The organism is Rohdeia mirabilis, assembly GCA_007750655.1.
Classification (GTDB): Bacteria; Planctomycetota; UBA1135; order UBA1135.
The window spans coordinates 3,945,260-3,962,011 of record CP036290.1 but is presented as its reverse complement, the minus strand read 5'-3'; the positions used below and the strand labels follow the sequence as shown (position 1 = coordinate 3,962,011).

The window sequence follows — 16,752 nt, the reverse complement described above, 5'->3', positions numbered from 1 at the left end:
TAGCATGCGGCCCATGTGGACCGCCGCACGTCTCGCACTCCTCGTCGCCGCCGGGTTGCTCGCCGGGTGCGCGACACCGCCCCGAGGTCTGGCAGCGTCGAGCGACGCGAGCGGCGCGACGGGCGGACCGCGCAGCGCACCGGCGCGCACCGGACAGCCCACCGCCCCCGAACTCGCGTTCCTCGAGGGCGCCTGGGAGCAGGAGCGCGAAGGGGCCGTGCGCTACTGGGAGGTCTGGCGGCGGACCGAGCGCGGTTTCGAAGGCTCGGCCTGGCAGGCGACGCGCGGTCTCTCGCACCGCACCGAGCGCATGGAACTGGAGCTGACCTTGGAGGGGTGGGTGCTCACACCGGTGCTGTTCGACGAACTCGAGCGCGAGTACCGCTCGGACCCGTTCCCGCTGACCGCCTGGGGCGACGGCTGGGTGCGCTTCGAGAACCCCGCCCACGAACGGCCGCACACGATCGCCTACCGCCGCACCGGCGCCGATCGCCTCGAAGCCTGGATCGTCAGCCGCGAGGCCGACGGTCGGACCGAGAAGCAGGCCTTCCGCTTCAGCGCGATGGACCTGGACGGGACCGAGACACGCTGAGCCCGCGCGGGGTTTCGGTGGGCTGGGTGACGGTGCGCCGAGTGACGTTGCGCTGGGTGACCGCGAGCTGAACGACCGTGCGCTGGATCGGCACCGCGCCGGGGCTCAGTCGGCCCGGCGGTTGAGCGGACCGCGGAACGACTCGAGGCGCCGCACGTCCTCGTCGCTGAACCCGCGCGAGGGGCTCGACTCGCCCGGCTCGCGTCCGGCGTCCGCGTCGACCGCGGGGCGGCGGGCGCCGCGCGGGTGCCGGGCGTGGGCGGCGGCATCCAGGTCGTCGTTCGCACCGGGGTGGGCGGCGGTGCCCGTGGCGGCGGCTTCGCGTGGGCCGGCCGCCGCTCCGTCGCCGCCGCCGATGGGACCGAATCCGCCGAACGGCCCACCCGACGAACCAGCGGCCTGGAACGGGTTCCCGCCGCCGAAGGCCCGCGCGAAGCCCTGGGCGCCGAACGGGCTGCCGGTGTGGCGCACGCGCACGGACAGGAGTTCCTTCGTTCCGACGACCCACACGAATCCGGCGACGAGGATCGACAGCACGAAGCCCAGGAAGCCGAAGCGGACGGTCAGCACGATCACCATGGCGAGCGCGAGCCAGCGCCCGACGCGCGTCGCGATCTCCGTCGCCTCGAGGTACGAACGACGCGACGCCAACAGCGCTCGCAGCACGCGCCCACCGTCCATCGGGAAGGCGGGCAGGAGGTTCAGGACGCCGAGCAGGAGGTTCATCCCGATGAAGCTCGTGACGATCCCGAGTCCCGTCGCACCCAGTGCAGGGCCGGTCAACAGGAGCGGCGTCGCGGCGAGGGCCAGGCCGATGTTCACGGCCGGGCCCGCCGCTGCGATCGTCGCCTCCACGCGCGGTGTCTCGGGGATCTCGCTCATGCGCGCCATGCCGCCCAGGTGCCAGAGCTTGATGTCGAGCACGCGCACGCCGAAGCGTCGGGCGACGAGGGCGTGACCCAGTTCGTGCAGGACGAGCGAGACCAGCAGCAGCGCCAGAAGTGCGGCCTGCTCGAATCCCTGGCCCGCCGACCCCACGATGGCAAAGAGGGCGAGCAGTGAAGCCACGTACAGGAACGACCCACTCGCGCGGATGGGGATCCCGAACAGGTGTCCGAGGGTGTACGTGCCGGGTTCCGGATTCATGGGGGTGCGAGCGGACGGCTCGGTCCGCGCACGGCGGGCATTGTCGGACATGGGCCGGTGGGGTCCAGTGCGCGACCACCGAGAAGGGACCGAAGGCGAGCGGGCGGCGCCACGCCACGGTGAGGGGGCACGGTGATGGGGCACGGTGAGGGGGCTGGCGCGACGAGCGGATCGATCGAAGCCGGTCGTTGGGCATCCGTCGGCGCGGATTGCGTTCGCACCGCCGGCGCGACCTCGCCGCGAGCTCCGGACGCGGCAGGGCGGACGGGGCGCGGCCGACGGGGCGCGGTCCCCGCGGGTGGCCGGCGCCCGTGGGACGTAGGCTCTCCTGCTCCGATGGTCGACCGCCACCCAGAGCCGGGCGCCGCGAGCGCCGCGATCACCCAGCGCGTCCTGCGCGTCGAGCTGGGATCGGCGGCCGGCGATCCGATCCGTTCTCTCACCCGCGTCCCGCTCGAGCGCGCCCCGTGGTCGCGGGTGGCGCCGCTCGGCGGCAGTGGACTCGCCGTCGCCCTGGTCGGCGCCGAACTCGAGCGCGATCGCGCCGCGCGGCCACTGGCGATCTGCGTCGGTGCGGCGGTGCGGCGGGGCGTGCCGACGGCGGCGCGCGCGGTCGTCGGTGGCTTCGCACCGCTCACCGGTCGCTACGGCGAGGGACAGGTGGGGGGCGAGTTGGGGCCGCGGCTGGCTGCGGTGCTCGACGGGCTGGTGATCGTCGGCGAGCTCGATCGCGCGACGTGTCCGGGAGCGGTGCTGGTGGTCGACGGTCGCGGTCAGGTGGAAGTGCGACGTCTCGGCACGGCGCTCGTGCGCGGTTCGGTGAACGAGCGACTCGAGCGCATTCGTCGCGAGCTCGGCCCCGGTGCGACGCTCGTGTGCGGCCCGGCCGGCGATCGGGGCATCGCGTTCGCGACCTTGGCGTCCGGCGACCCACCGAGCTTCGTCGGGCGCGGCGGACTCGGCGCCACCCTCGGAGCGAGCGGACTGGTCGGCGTGCACGTCACGGCGGAGGCCCCCGCGGGCGAACGGGACGTCGAGCTCGAGCGCTTGCTGGCGCGCTCACCACGACTGGTGCACCGCGCGAGCGGTGGTGGATTCGAACAGGCCCTCGGCGCGGCGGTGCGCGGTGGGTTCGGGGGTGACGGAACGGAACGCGAACCCGGCGAGGACGGTCGCGGTGAGGACGCCGTCGCACGCGCCGCGGCGTACGGCGACGCGTGGAAGGCCCGTCGCGGGGGACGCGTCGGATGCCGCGGATGTCCGACGCCGTGCGGTTTCGTGTTCGACGCGATCGTCGGCGGCGGCGCGGGTGTGCGCGGTCACTTCGGAGCGGCGCGCAGTCTCGGTGAACCGCTCGGACTGCGCGACCCGGACGACGTGCTCGCGCTGCTCGCGCGCTGCGACGCAGTGGGTCTCGACGCGAAGGAGACGGGCGGCGTGCTCGCGCTCCTGTGCGACCGGGCCGACGCGGGCAGCGAGAGCGGACCCGCGCTGCGCGGCGATCGGCGCGCGCTCCAACGCGCCATCGATCGCATCGTCGGCGATCCCGCACTCGCCCGTGCGCGCGACGGGGCCGAAGCGCTCGCGTCGGAGGCGCCGAACGACGCGCGCACGACCGATCCAGGTGCACCGCGCCACGATCTGGCGGCTCTCGCTCTCGCCGTCGGCGCGGGTGCCGGAACCGATCCGATGCGCTCGTACCCGTTCGGGACCGACATCGCACGCGCGCGACTCGAACGCCTGCTCGAACCGTCGCTCGGCGTGTTGCCCGCGGACGCGGAACGGCCCGATCGGACGGCGGCGAAGGGACTGCTGGCCTGGTGGCACGAGAACCTGGTCGCGGGCCTCGACGCGTGCGGCTTCTGCGTCTTCTCGGCCACGGGTCTGCTCGCCGACGGTCTCTGCGACCTCGACGAACTCGCGGCGCGGCTCGAACCCGGCCGCGACGGGATCGATCTCCTCGCCGCGGGAGCGAGCGTGGTGCTCGCGCGCGCTCAGGTGTCGGCGCTGCTCGATCGTCCGATCACGATCCCCGCCTGGGCGCGCGCGGCGCTCGCGGACTCCATCGTCGACGAGTACCGAGCCGCCCGCGGCGTGGACGTGCGCGGCTTTCCTCTTCCGGCGACGCTCGATCGGATCGGGACGCGCGCACTCGGTGTGCCCGTCGATGCGGGTGCGCTCGTGTCGGGCACCGCGCCACCGGCTCCGCGTCGCGCCGCGACGGAGCGACGACACCGGTCGACCGAGACGAACGTTTCGCCGAACAGCGTTGTCGTGCGCGCCTACGGGCCGCTGGCCCAGGCGTTCGGTGGCGCGCTCCGGATCGAGCTCGACGCACCGACCACGCTGGCGGAACTGCTCGAACGCTGCGCTCGTGCGCGGCCGGGCGCACGCGCCGCGTTGATCGGCGACAGCGGTCCTTCGGCCTGGTCGGGCGGTCGGCGGCTCGAGCCCGGCGATCCGATCGAACCCGGTCGCACGGTGGATCTGTTGAGTGCGCTCGCCGGCGGGTGAGTCGTGCGGGCTCCGGGGTCCGCGCGAACTCGGTTCCGGTCCGCGAACCCCGCCGCGGTGAACGACGGCGCGCAGCGCGATGCGTGCACAGCCCGCCCGACGTCAGCGTTCGATCGGTGCCGGGCGCGCGACGCGGCGCACGGCGGCACGCAGGACGCGGCCGACCGTCAGGCGCGCGTCCCGTCCGTCGAACGCAGGCGTGCGGCGACCTCCGTGCAGGACCGGTGTCTCGCCCACGCGGTAGCCGAGCCGCTGCGCGCGCCAGCAGGTCTCCACCAGCTGGACGCCCTGCGTCGCGCCGTCGTCGAGCGGTTCGAGCGCGGCGACGAGATCACAGCGATAGCAGCGCATGCCGGAGGTCCAGTCGTGGGTCGGCAGCCGCAGGAGGACCCGCGCGATCGCGTTCCCCGCCCGCGCGAGCCAGCGGTGGACGGGCGAGCCGACCGTGCTCGCGCCGCCCGGGACGAAGCGCGATCCGATCACGAGGTCGTGGTCCAGCGTGCCGTCCACGAGGTCGCGCAAGAAGCGCGTCGGGTGGTCCGCCTCGAGCGTCGCCACCGACCGGAAGCCCGACTCGACCGCGATGCGCAGCCCCGTTCGGTGGGCCGCCGCTCCGCTCCAGGGTCCGGTGGGCGTCGCGAATCGCACCCGCGGGCCCCGCGCCACCTCCGCGAGGGCCGCCGTCGGGCTCGCCGGGAGCGGGCACGGAGCCACGACCAACACCTCCATCCCGTCGAACGCCCCCAGGATCTGGTGCAGACGCGCCGCCAGGTCCGCGTCCGCCGCAGGGTTCGTGAGGTCGGGGGCCACGAGGACCGTCAAGCAGTGCGAGGGAGACAGCACGGGCAGTGGAGTCGCGGGCGGTGGGTGGGCGGTGAGCGTCGAGCGCGAACGGTGGGGCGCGGCAGGCTCGTTCGCGCGTCCCGGGCCGGACGCCACAAATCTGAGGTTCGGTCCGACCGGGTCCGCGGTCGACGAAGCATCCTTGGGCGAACGCCGGTCGCGCCGAGCATGGCACGTTGCAGCGTTCGGCCCACCGATTCTCCTCCCCCCAGATGCCCTCCGTCGTCGTCCTCAAGACCGGCGCGCTCGGCGACGTGCTGCGAACCACGTCGATCCTTCCCGGGCTCGCGCGTTCCCTGCCCGAGGCGAAGATCGTCTGGGTCACGGCTCCCGAGGCGGTGGACCTGGTGCGCACCCACCCGTCGATCCACCGCGTCGTCGCCGCCGATCCCGCCCGCGACGACTTCGCCGCGCGCGCGCTCGAGCAGCTGCGCGACGAGTCCTTCGCTCGGATCCTCTCGTTCGACGACGAACGCTCGGTCTGTCGACTGGCGCGCGCCCTGTGCCGAGAGCGCCTTCCCGATCCCGTTCTCAGCGGAGCCTACGAGGACGACGAAGGTGTCCTGCGCTACACGCCCGACACGTCGCTCTGGTTCGACATGGGCCTGCTCTCGGTCCACGGGATCGAGCGCGCCGACGAGTTGAAGCGCGCCAACCGACGCAGCCACGGTGCGATCCTGGCCGCGATGTTGGGGATCGAGCCGGACCGTCCACGCCTGGTCCTCGACGCCGCGGCCGTCGCGCGCGTGGCCACTTGGTGGGACGAACGGCGACTCGGAGACGAAGGCCGCAAGTGGGTCGGCCTCAACACCGGCGCGGGCGGGCGTTGGGCGTCGAAACGCCTTCCCGTCGACCGCACGGCACACCTCGCTCGCGCGATCGCCGACGCCTACGACGGGCGGGTGGGCTTCGTCCTCCTGGGCGGTTCGGCCGAGGCGGAGCGGAACGGCCGGCTCGGCACCGAACTCGGCGACGACGTGCGCTGGGTGGATGGGGGGACCGACCGCGGCGTGCAGGAGTTCGCTGCACTCGTCGACCGACTCGACGTCCTCGTGTCCAGCGACAGCCTCGCGCTGCACGTCGGAGTCGCGCGCCGCATTCCCGTCGTCTGCTTCTTCGCGCCCACTTCCGCCGCGGAGATCGAGCTCTACGGCGCCGGATCGAAGGTGGAGAGCCTGGCACCCGACGCCTGCTCCTACCGGCCCGATGCAGACACGTCGACGCTCACCGTCGAGCGGCTGTGTCCGCCCGTGGTGGAGTGGCTCGAGCACGGGCACGTCCGCGGCGACGGCGCTGCGTCCTGACGGATCTCGAGGGCGCGCGCGGACCCGCGCGCACCGGATCCCTTGGAGCGAACGGTGGCTCCGGCGGCGCGAGCGGTAGGGCGACGGCGTCGGGTGCGCGCGGGGCGCAACCGCCCGTCGCAGCGGGGTTTGCCGAGGTCGACGCAGGGTGCGTCCCAGGGGGGGACGGGGGCTCGCCCGCAGTGCATCGCGTGTGTCGTGCTTTTTTCGGAACCGGGGCCACCCACCCTCCGTCGGTTTCTTCAACCGTCAACAGGTCGTCCTGTAGCTCGAAGACGGACTAGAGTTAGAGGAGGACCTCTGACGGCACCTCCCACAACCCATCGACCCTCCGGCCCTCTCGTGGCCGTGGCCATCCCCATGCACACTGGATCCATCACACGCGCCGCTGCTCTTCGCAGCGCCTGGGCGACCGCCGTCGCCCTGGGCGCTTTTGCGTCGACCGCGCACGCTCAGTACTTCATCGACAACCAGTCGGACATTCCGTCGGGCAACCCGGCGAACAACTCCTACTCGGAGAACATCGACTTCGGTGACGTCGACCTCGACGGCGACTGGGACGCGGTGTTCGCAGACGGCGGAGACCTCGGAAACGACCAGAACCGCATCTGGATCAACCTGGGAGGGTTGCAGGGCGGAACGATCGGAGTCTTCTCCGACCAGACGAGTTCGCGCTTCCCGTCCGTCCAGGACGACAGCCGCGACATCGAGTTCGCCGACATCGACAACGACCGCGACCTCGACATCTACATCTCGAACACGGCCCAGATCTCCAACCAGGGCAACCACTGGTGGGTCAACCAGGGCTTCATCCAGGGCGGCACCGTCGGCTTCTACCAGGACGACACCGCTGCCCGCTGGTTGAACCTCGGCACCGGCAACTCGTCGATCCCGAACGCCGCTCTGATCGGCGGCACGTTCATCGACTGGAGCTGCGACTGCGACTTCGGTGACCTGGACAACGACGGTGACCTGGACCTGGTCCACTCGAGCTACGGCGGAGCGTTCGCCGGCAACGTGCCGACCCGCATCTTCCTGAACGACGGCACCGGCCGCTTCGAGGAGTTCAACCCGTCGGGCTTCCAGCTCAGCGGCAACAACATCCAGAACGGCAACCCCGCTCTGTGGTGCGAAGGAACCCAGCAGTCCGACACGACGAACTCGAACGGCAACTTCGCGGACATCGCGAGCTCGGCCCTCGACATCGACATCGGTGACATCGACGGCGACTTCGACCTGGACATTCTCCACGGTGCCCGCCAGGAACTGCCCCGCATGTTCGAGAACCGTCTCGAAGAGAACGGCGGCTCGACGCTCGGCTTCCGCGACGTGACCGGCTCGGCCTTCCCGAGCGGCTACTCGACGGGCGACGGCCACTACGAGCAGGAGATGGCCGACCTCGACTTCGACGGCGACCTCGACATCTACGGTCTCAACTGGGACGCCGGCGGATTCAACTTCGACGACCTCACCCTGCGCAACAACGGCAACGGTGTCTACTCGATCATCCAGGTGCTCTCCAGCTCGGGCGACGACGACAACGAGGGCGACTTCTTCGACTACAACGGCGATGGCGACATCGACCTGTTCGTCGGCAACTTCTCCGGACGCAGCAAGCTCTACGCCAACACCGGCACGGGCACGCTGAACTTCGTCAGCAGCAGCACGAGCGGGATGAGCAGCGTCTCGAACTTCGTGGCGCTCGACGTGGACATCGCCGACGTCGACAAGGACGGTGACTACGACATCTTCCAGTCGAACGACAGCGGCTCGCGCAACCAGTTCTTCGAGAACACGCTCAACATCCCCGACACCCACGGACCCTACATCCCGAACGTCGAGGATCCGGGCAACCAGACCGCCAGCGCTGGAACGATCGCGATCCGCGCCCAGGTGTACGACAACGCGCCGTACTACATCACCTGGTACAACCCGACCTCGGTGGCCTTCGGCGTCAACGGATTCGACATCGGCTCGCGCAACGCGCGCTCGTCCGGTGGCCAGGTCTTCCGCGCCGAGATTCCGAAGCAGCTGGTCGGCACCGTCGAGTTCACGTGGAACTCGCAGGACGAGTACGGCAACGCCGGTTCGTCGGCCGTCGAGAGCTACAACTCGACCACGGGCGCCACGTTCCAGAGCTTCTACGGAACGGGTACGGCCGATGCCAACGCGGTCCTGCCGACCGTCGAACTGCTCGCTCTCGCCATCCCCGGCGAGCGCACCTGGTGGGGTCTGACCGGTTCGCCGAACGCCAGCTACATCCTGGCCTACGCGGCTGCTCCGTCCTCCTTCTTCGCGCCGGGCTTCGGCAACATCAACATCGATCCGTTCACCGCTTCGACGACCCTCACGGGAACGCTCGACGGTAGCGGCGAAGATGTCCTCACCCGCGTGATCCCGGGCTTCCTCGGCGCTGGCCAGAAGCTCTACATGCAGGCGATCACGATCGCCCCGGCCGTTCCGCAGCCGACCGTCGGAACCTCGCTGGGCCTCGAGATCACCTTCCAGTAGGGGGTTCGAGGATGACCGTTCGACCACCGGTCGAGCGGTGACCCGTCTCGACGACGAGGGGGAGCCCACGGGCTCCCCCTCGTCGCGTTCGGTGAGCTGCTTTGCTTTCGCGCCCGTTCTTGCGGGGCGACCGTTCATCGGTGTCGAGCGGTGGCGGCTACGATGCAGACGTTGAAGGCACGTTCCTACATCCCGGTCGCGGTCCGTGCGACGCTGCGCTCCGGTGCGCCCGTCCACCTGACGCTCTTCGTCACGGGAGCGTGCAATCTGCGCTGTCGGCACTGCTTCCACTTCCAGGAGGTGGCGGCGTCCGTGCCCGGCCCGACGCTCGAGCAGATCGAACGCCTGGCCGAGTCCACGACGCGCATGGGAGACCTTCTGTGGGTCAGCTTCGGAGGCGGTGAGCCGTTCCTGCGCCGCGACCTGCCGGAGTTGGCGACCGCCTTCGCCAGTCGCGGACTGCGCCACCTGGCGATTCCGACGAACGGACTCGTGGCCCGCACGCCGCAGATCGCGGAACGGATCGCGCGCGAGTGTCCGGACACCTACCTCTCGGTCTCGATCTCGATCGACGGCCGGCCCGACGTGCACGACGCGATTCGTCAGGTGCCCGGCGGCCACGCGAAGAGCCTCGCCGCCCTCGTGCGGCTGAAGGAGGTCGCGGCTCGGCTGCCGAACCTCGGCGCCGGACTGATCGTGACGGTGACGAAGGAGAACCAGGACCACCTCGCCGAGCACCTCGAAGAACTCGTGCGCACGTACCGCCCGGACAACGTGACGATCAACCTGGCCCGCGGAACGGCCCTCGACGAGTCACTGCTCGAAGTCGACGTGGCGCGCTATCGCGAGGTCGTCGCCGCCAAGGCGCGCCTGGTCGCCGACGGTTCGCTGCCGTACTACGACTTCCCGTTCGCTCGCCTGGCCGTGGCACGGGACGAACTGATGTACGAGCACGTCGCGCGCACGGCCGAAGGGCGGACCGACGGCCATCTGCCCTGCACGGCCGGTTCGGTCTCCGCCGTCGTGTTCGAGAACGGAGAGGTCCATCCCTGCGAGATCCTCGGGCGTTCGATCGGCAACCTCGGCGACGTGGACTGGGACCTCGAGCGGCTGTGGGCGAACGAGGAGCGGCGCGTTCTGCGCGAGGAGATCGTCGCGACGCGCTGCCGCTGCACCTGGGAGTGCGCGCAGGCCGACAACGTCCTCTTCACCCCCAAGGTCTGGCCGCGGCTCGCGGTGCGGACCCTGCGGCGTTGAACGCGAACGGCTCGCCGCCCGGCCCGAGCGAGCTTCGTCTCGGGCTGATCGTTCCGTGCCACGACGAAGCGTCGGTCGTCGAGCGGCGCCTGCGCAATCTCGTCCGCTGCGAGTGGCCCGAAGGTCGCGGACTCGTGGTCCTGGTGGACGACCACAGCGCGGACGACACCGCCGAACGGGCTCGCACGTTCGCCAAGCGGCTCGCGCCGGACGAATCGGCCCGAGTCGTGATCGAGGTCGTCGTCAACGACGGACCGCCCGGGAAGACCTCGGCGATCAGAACGGGGCTGCGCTTCGTCGAGGGGCTGCCTCCGGCCGAACGTCCCGCGCTCGTGGGCATCACCGATGCGGACGTGGTGCTCGAGGCCGACGCCCTCGTGCGCGTGTGCGAGCGCTTCGCCGCCGCGCCGCGACTCGGCCTGGCCTGCGGCGCGCAGCACTTCGTCGACGCGCTCGAAGCGGACGGCACCGTCGCGTCCACGGCCCCCGACGCGGGCGGGCGGTACGACCGAATCACGGCCTGGGTGCGCCGCTGCGAGTCGCTGTCGGGGCGCCTGTTCAGCGTGCACGGCCAACTCCTCGTCTGGCGGCGCGAGCTCGCCGTCGAGCCGACCCCCGGGATCGCTGCCGACGACCTCGACCTGATGCTGCGCGTCCGTGCCACCGGTCAGCGCGTCGAGCTGGTTCGCGGAGCCGTCTTCCACGAGGTGAAGACCGCCCCCGGACCCCGCGCGCAGGAACAGGCCGGACGTCGAGCGCGGGCCTACTTCGACGCCCTCGAGCACGGCGCGCGCGCTCACGCAGCGCGAGCGACGCGTGGTTGTCCGCTCGGAGCGGGTCTCGTCGACCGCGTCCAGTGGTGGTTCTACCGGCGCGGCCCCGCGCTCGCAGCGCACCTGTGGCTCCCCGCGGCGGCCCTCGTCGCCCTTGCACTGGGCGCGCTGGCCTGGTCGTTCGCGGGTCCGCTCGGAGCGGGTCTGGTGGCCGTCGCCGCCGTGCTGGTAGCTTCCCCGCTCCGCGACCTCGCCGCACTCATGCGCGTGGTGCGCGATGCAGCGCGCGCCAGTCGCGCGCAGCAGGGCGCCAGCAGTTCGGACCGCTGGCACATGGACCGCGATGGTGTGACCGACGAGGCCGACGAGACGGCCGCCCGACCGCGATGAGTGCAGGAGGAACGAGACCCGCCGCAGCCACCCCGGCCGCCGAGAAGGGGCCGAGCTGGTACCGGCTCGTGCTCTGGTCGGTGCTCGCCGTCGCGCTCCTGGTGCGCGTCGCGGTCGTCCTCGACTTCGAAGCCCATCACCCTCTGGCCGAGCGTCCCGTCATCGACGAGGCCTCCTACGAACGTTGGGCGCTCGAGATCTCCGGCGGCGACTGGATCGGCGACGAGGTCTTCTTCCAGGAGCCGCTCTATCCCTACTGGTTGGCCACGATCTTCGCCGTGGCAGGGCCCGATCGGACCGTCGTGCGGCTCGTGCAGGCGCTGCTCGGCGCGCTCACCTGCGTGGGCGTCTCGGTGCTCACCAAGCGCGCGTTCGGTTCCACGGTCGCGGCCGCGATCGCCGGTGTGGGACTGGCGCTCCATCCGACCCACGCCCTCATGGCGTGCCTGCTGCTCAAGCCCAACCTGTTCGTCCCGCTGTGGACCCTGCTCGCGGTGCTGGTCGTCGGTCCTAGTTCGGACGCCGCGCCGGTGGACGGAGCCCAGCGTCGTCCCGATCCGCGCTCCGCGCCCTCGGCGCGCACCGTACTCGCGATCGGCGTGCTCGGCGGCCTCGGCGCCCTGTTGCGCGGCAACGCGTTGATCCTGTTGCCGGTGCTCGTGGCCTGGCCGGCTCTCTCGCGCGCCCTGCGTTGGTCGTACGCTTCGCAGCGCGTCGTGCGCGACACGGGGCTGATGGTCGTGGGGATCGCGGCGATCCTGGTGCCGACCGCAGCGCGCAACTGGTACGTGGGCGACGTCTTCGCGCTCACGACGTCGGGGGCCGGAACGAACCTCTACGGCGGCAACAACGCCGACAATCCCTACGGCCGCGCGACGGAGTTCGACTGGGTGCGCGGCATTCCGGAGCACGAGGCTGGCGACTGGAAGAACGAGGCCGAGCGCCGCACCGGTCGCACGCTCGATCCCGGCGAGGTCAGCGGTTTCTGGATGGGGGAGGTGGCGCGGAGCGTGCGCGACGATCCGGCGCTCCACGCGCGGATCCTGTGGAACAAGCTGCGGCTCACGCTCGGCGGCTACGAGGTGCCGGACAACCACAGCTACGACTGGGACGAGGGGTTCGTCGCGACCCTGCGCTTCCTTCCACCCGGTTGGCCGTTGTGGGGGTTCCTCGGACTGTGCGGCGTCGCGTCGTTCCTCGTCGTGGCCCGCGCCGAGCGCCGCGCCTGGCCGCTCGTCTGGTTGAACGCCGCCTACCTGGTGACGATCGTCCTGACGGTGACGAGCATGCGCGCGCGCCTGCCGCTGGCGGTCTGGCTCCTTCCGTTCGCCGGTTGGTACGTCGTCGCGTGGACCAGGAAGGAGCGCCGTGTCGTGCTCCTCGCGGCGGCAGCGGTGCCGGCGGCCTTCCTGGCCTGGGTGCCGGTCCTGCCCGCGGACGCCCGTGCCGAGGACCTGGACGAGCGCCGCTTCAACCTGGCCGTCTACCTGGTGGAGGAAGGCAGCGACGAGGCTCGCGATCGCGCGCGCGGCATCGCGGAGGAACTCGACCAGCGCTACCCCGGGACGTCGCGTGTCATGACGCTCGCGGCCCAGCTCGACGCCCAGCGCGGGTTCGAGCTCGTGGGGCGCACGGGCGACACGGCGGCGCGCGAAGAGGGGGCTCGTCTGCTCGACTCGGCGCTCGACCGCATGCGCGTGGTGCTGGAGCGGCCCGAAGTGAACGCGCGCGAGCGATTCCGGGCCTCCGTCGTCGCCGGTGCCATCCAACTCGGTGTGGGGCGTCCGGACGCGGCGGTTCGCAGCTTCAGGACGGCGCACGCGTTCGATCCGGCGAACGAGGAGGTCCAGCTCGGTCTCGCGAACGCGCTCTATCTCGTCGCCCTGCGCGCGCGCGATCGAGGCGACTCGGGGGCGGCGCTCCCTGCGCGCGAAGCGGCCGAGCTGCTCGAGGACCTGCGCGAGCGTTCGCGCGATCCGGCCACGCGTCAGCTGTTCGAGTCGCGACTGGCCGAGTTGCGCGAACTGTCGCGCTGACGGTGTGACGCGCGCACGCCGCGCTCGCCTCGCACGTCGTCGTCCCGAGGCGAGCGGCGCGTGTTCGGCGCCACCTGTCCCAGCGGTGCACGGTGCGCCGAGTCGCCCCGGGAGCGCACGTCGCTCCTCGGGGCGCGCGACGCGGACCCACAGGTCAGCGCCACATTCCGGGCAGGGGCGTCGGACGTGCGCGCGACGTGAGGTCGTTGAAGAACGTGGCCACACGGATCGGGTCCGGGGGCTTGCTCTCGATCTCCTCGACGAGGTCGTCGACGATCTCGTCGAACTCCACCTTCACCCGCGCGGTGACTTCGAACATGTAGGCCTTCGATCCGATCGGGAGCGGTTCGCCGAGTACGCCGACGGGCTGGCGACGCAACGCATCGCGCACGTCGTCCGGCAGTGAACGCTCGTCGAAGCCGCCGAGCGGACGCCCTCCGTTCTTGGCGGACACGGGGTCCTGGCTGTAGCGCCGCGCCAGGGCGCCGAAGTCCTCGCCGTCGTCGAAACGTTCCTGCAGCTCCGCGAACAGCGGCAGCAGCGGACGGGCTGCTTCGGCGAGTCGTTGCTTCCACTCACGCGGCGTCTCGTCGTCCCGCTGCGGCTCGATCCCGAGGTCGAAGACCACGTAGCGCGCGTCGATCTTCTCGCCCTCGGTGCCGTAGCGTTGCAGGTAGAGATTGCGCGCATCGTCGCGAGTGACGACGCGGTCCTTGGAGAGCAGCTTCTCGACCAGGATGTCGATGCGCAGCTCGCGTCCCACGTCCAGGCGCCATCCGGCCTCGTTCGACCCGATCTGCGCGAGTCGTTTCAGCCAGTCCTCCTTGCGGCCCTTGAAGCCGAGCTCGAGCGTGAAGACCAGTTCGCGGTCGATGCGCGCGTCGAGTTCGTCCTGATCGACGCTGAGGCCGTTCGCAGTCGCGAGCGCCTCGACGCATCGACGTCCCGCGCACTCGGGCCCGTACGTCTCGCCCTCGACGTGCATGATCCAGCGCGCGAAGTTGAGGAGCGGCACCGGCTCGCCGTTCACCACGATCGATCCCTTCGTGAGCATTCCGACCGGGTCCGCGTTCACGTCGGCCAAGGGGAAATCGATCGTCGAGGTGCGTTCGAGCGACTCGAGGAACGCGTTCGTCCGCTCGGTTCCCGGTCCGCGTTCGACGAGGGCGCGCTCGAGCTGAGCGGCCACGTCCGCGAGCGGCGTGGTCTTGGTCGAGACCACTTGCAGCAGCCAGATGCCGCCGCGTGACTCGAACGGTCGCGTGATCTCGCCGGGCGTCAACGTGACGAGCTCGTCGACGACGCCCTGCGGCCACGCCTTGCGCAGGACGATCCCAGGCATCCGGCCGCCCGACTCCTTGGAGGGTTCGTCGTCGCTCCGCAGGGCGACGAGCGTCTCGAACGGTGTGCCCGCCAGAGCCTCCGCGCGCAGCGTCCGGGCTTCGGCGAGCAGCTCCTGGCGTCGAGCCTCGCGCAGTTCCTTCGCTTCTTCGCGCGTGAGTCGGTCCTCGGTCGTCGGCGGATCGATGCGGAGCTGCAGTCCGCGCACCTCGATCGAGTGTCCGTTCGGTCCGAAGGTCCGCTCCCATTCGATCTTCACCTCCTCGGGTCCCACGACCCAGTCGAGGGTGAGGATCCGTTCGGCGAGCAGGTCGAGGTGCAGCATGGTCGAGCGCTCCCGACGGACCCCTCCGACCGTGCGGCCCAGCGAAGCCACCTCGGCGCGCCACGCGGATTCGTCGCCACCGAAGGCGTGCTCGATCCGGTGCGCGATCTCCTCGTCGAGGATCCGTTCGACCTCTTCGTCGGAGACCTCGACGCCGCGCCGAGCAGCCAGTCGCTCGACCGCCACCACCACGCCGAACGGCACTGCCCGGGCCCGACCGCGCTGGCGCAACAGCCAGGCGGCGTAGTCCTCCCAGCTCAGGAGGGTCTCTTCCGCCCCGGTGCTTCCGTCGTCCAGGTGGACTGGTGCCTGGTAGCGGATGACCGGTACCGCGAGGGGATCTCGGTCCGCGAGGGTCGCGGGATCCTGGTGCAGGACCAGGGGCAGCAGGAACAGGCCGACGAGAGGAGTGAGCATGGACGTGGTAGGGCGGTCGAAGACCTGCTTTCGGTTCCCCCGACTCCCTCGACGGCCACGGCAGGCGGATCGAGGGCCGGATCGACAGGGGGACGTGCGCGGGGACGGGAGTGTGGAGGCGCGGCGGTCGAGGTGGAGGAAGGGCGCGAGAGCCGCCTCCCCGGCGCGCGGCGGGAGCATCGATTCGTTCGTAGCCTGCTGTCCCCGGCCTGGATAGGGATCCCAATGTTGCCACGGACGCGGGCCTTCGGTCGGAAGCTGGCGGAGTACGGCTCGCCGTTCCGTCCAACCTTCTACGGGAGGTCCGTCCCGGCGAACAGCAACGTTTCCGAACGCTTTCGACTCCGGCCCCGGCGTTCCCCAGGTGCCGAGCGCGGGTCGACCTCGATCGGACGACCCACCTGTCCGGTGCCAGCACCGGCGCCTGGGCTCCGTATCGACTCATCGAAGGGATCCTGGACCGCCCCGAACCTCGTCAATCCACCGAGCCCTGCACACACCGCTCGCCGCGACCGACCTTGCCGTCGGATCGCCGCCTGCGGACCGCGTCGCTCCCGACCGACTCCAGCACTCTCCGACCGCTCGCCCATCCATGGAGATCACGCCCACCGACCGCCAGCTCGACCCCGTTCGAGCCCCAAAGGTCCCTCGAGACGCCGCGCGCCCCGAGTCGGAGGACGCACAGGCCGACGCCACTGTCGGCGCGGAGTCGGTCGCCGGCCCGCAGCCGGGCGGCTTCACCCTGCGCCCCCAGCCCCGCCACCGAGCTCGGAATCGCGAGCTCGCGGTGCGACGGGCCTGTCGCGTCCTGCCGCTGAAGGACGAGCAAGGGCTCGGAAACTCGCTCGTTCGCCTGCTCGACCAGGCCATCCCCGAGCTCCACTTCCGAGTGGGGGAGCACGGCCCGGTCGACTGGATCTGGGTCTGCGGCTTCGAGTCCGAGGACCTCGAGCGCGTGCGTTCCCTGCGCGAGGCGCACCCCGACGCCCAGGTCCTGGTCACGGGGCGACGCATGGACCCCGGTTCGTTGGAGCGCTTGGCCGAAGTGGGCGTGGATCTCGCGCTCCCGTGGCCCCTGCCGCTCCAGGCCCTGCGCTCGCACCTGGTCGAGCGGGGCTAGGCCGTCCGGACCGCTGCCGCTCGACGAACCGGAACGGGTGGCCGCGGGACATCGGCTGCGCGCCTGGTATGCTGCGCGGCTCGCTCCTTCGGAGCGGACTCGTTCGAGCCGGGACCGTCCCGGGCCCCACGTGCCCCCGCGGACCTTCCGATCGCCTCGAGCCTCTCGGCCACTCGAACCACC

At 71.2% G+C, this 16,752-nt stretch carries 11 protein-coding genes; 8 read left to right on the top strand and 3 right to left on the bottom strand.

Annotation, left to right across the window (positions count from 1 at the left end):
• The first annotated feature begins 13 nt into the window (after window positions 1–13).
• The gene (locus Pla163_RS14805; RefSeq protein WP_145190097.1) at window positions 14–592 is read left to right on the top strand and encodes a DUF6265 family protein; all 579 of its coding nucleotides are present in this window, start codon (window positions 14–16) and stop codon (window positions 590–592) included.
• 105 nt (window positions 593–697) lie between these two features.
• Here the strand turns inward: Pla163_RS14805 and Pla163_RS14800 are convergent, their stop codons facing one another.
• Window positions 698–1,738: a site-2 protease family protein gene (locus tag Pla163_RS14800; RefSeq protein WP_419185980.1), complete on the bottom strand. Its 1,041-nt coding sequence runs from the start codon at window positions 1,736–1,738 to the stop codon at window positions 698–700.
• Window positions 1,739–2,074: 336 nt separating this feature from the next.
• Here Pla163_RS14800 and Pla163_RS14795 point away from each other — a divergent pair, with 336 nt between their 5' ends.
• Window positions 2,075–4,252 (top strand): aldehyde ferredoxin oxidoreductase N-terminal domain-containing protein, encoded by a 2,178-nt coding sequence (locus Pla163_RS14795; protein WP_419185979.1) that lies wholly within the window; start codon window positions 2,075–2,077, stop codon window positions 4,250–4,252.
• Between the two features lie 102 nt (window positions 4,253–4,354).
• Here Pla163_RS14795 and Pla163_RS14790 read toward each other — a convergent pair whose 3' ends face one another.
• Window positions 4,355–5,095, bottom strand: coding sequence for a glycosyltransferase family protein (locus Pla163_RS14790; protein WP_145190088.1), 741 nt, complete (start codon window positions 5,093–5,095; stop codon window positions 4,355–4,357).
• A 212-nt stretch (window positions 5,096–5,307) separates the two neighbouring features.
• Here Pla163_RS14790 and Pla163_RS14785 point away from each other — a divergent pair, with 212 nt between their 5' ends.
• The 5 genes from Pla163_RS14785 (at window position 5,308) to Pla163_RS14765 (ending at window position 13,366) form a co-directional block, all read left to right on the top strand.
• On the top strand, window positions 5,308–6,399 hold the full coding sequence (locus Pla163_RS14785; RefSeq protein ID WP_145190085.1) for a glycosyltransferase family 9 protein: 1,092 nt from the start codon (window positions 5,308–5,310) through the stop codon (window positions 6,397–6,399).
• A gap of 360 nt (window positions 6,400–6,759) precedes the next feature.
• Window positions 6,760–8,910 (top strand): FG-GAP repeat domain-containing protein, encoded by a 2,151-nt coding sequence (locus Pla163_RS14780; RefSeq protein ID WP_145190081.1) that lies wholly within the window; start codon window positions 6,760–6,762, stop codon window positions 8,908–8,910.
• Window positions 8,911–9,081: 171 nt separating this feature from the next.
• On the top strand, window positions 9,082–10,167 hold the full coding sequence (locus tag Pla163_RS14775) for a radical SAM protein (protein WP_419185978.1): 1,086 nt from the start codon (window positions 9,082–9,084) through the stop codon (window positions 10,165–10,167).
• Window positions 10,164–11,330, top strand: a complete 1,167-nt coding sequence (locus tag Pla163_RS14770; RefSeq protein WP_419185977.1) for a glycosyltransferase — start codon at window positions 10,164–10,166, stop codon at window positions 11,328–11,330. Before Pla163_RS14775 ends, Pla163_RS14770 begins: the two co-directional genes overlap by 4 nt.
• Window positions 11,327–13,366: a glycosyltransferase family 39 protein gene (locus tag Pla163_RS14765; RefSeq protein WP_145190075.1), complete on the top strand. Its 2,040-nt coding sequence runs from the start codon at window positions 11,327–11,329 to the stop codon at window positions 13,364–13,366. Before Pla163_RS14770 ends, Pla163_RS14765 begins: the two co-directional genes overlap by 4 nt.
• A 154-nt stretch (window positions 13,367–13,520) precedes the next feature.
• Here the strand turns inward: Pla163_RS14765 and Pla163_RS14760 are convergent, their stop codons facing one another.
• Entirely contained in the window at window positions 13,521–15,449 is a 1,929-nt protein-coding gene (locus tag Pla163_RS14760) for a peptidylprolyl isomerase (protein WP_419185976.1), read from the bottom strand.
• Between the two features lie 592 nt (window positions 15,450–16,041).
• Here Pla163_RS14760 and Pla163_RS14755 point away from each other — a divergent pair.
• Window positions 16,042–16,569, top strand: coding sequence for a hypothetical protein (locus Pla163_RS14755; RefSeq protein WP_145190069.1), 528 nt, complete (start codon window positions 16,042–16,044; stop codon window positions 16,567–16,569).
• Window positions 16,570–16,752: the final 183 nt, after the last annotated feature.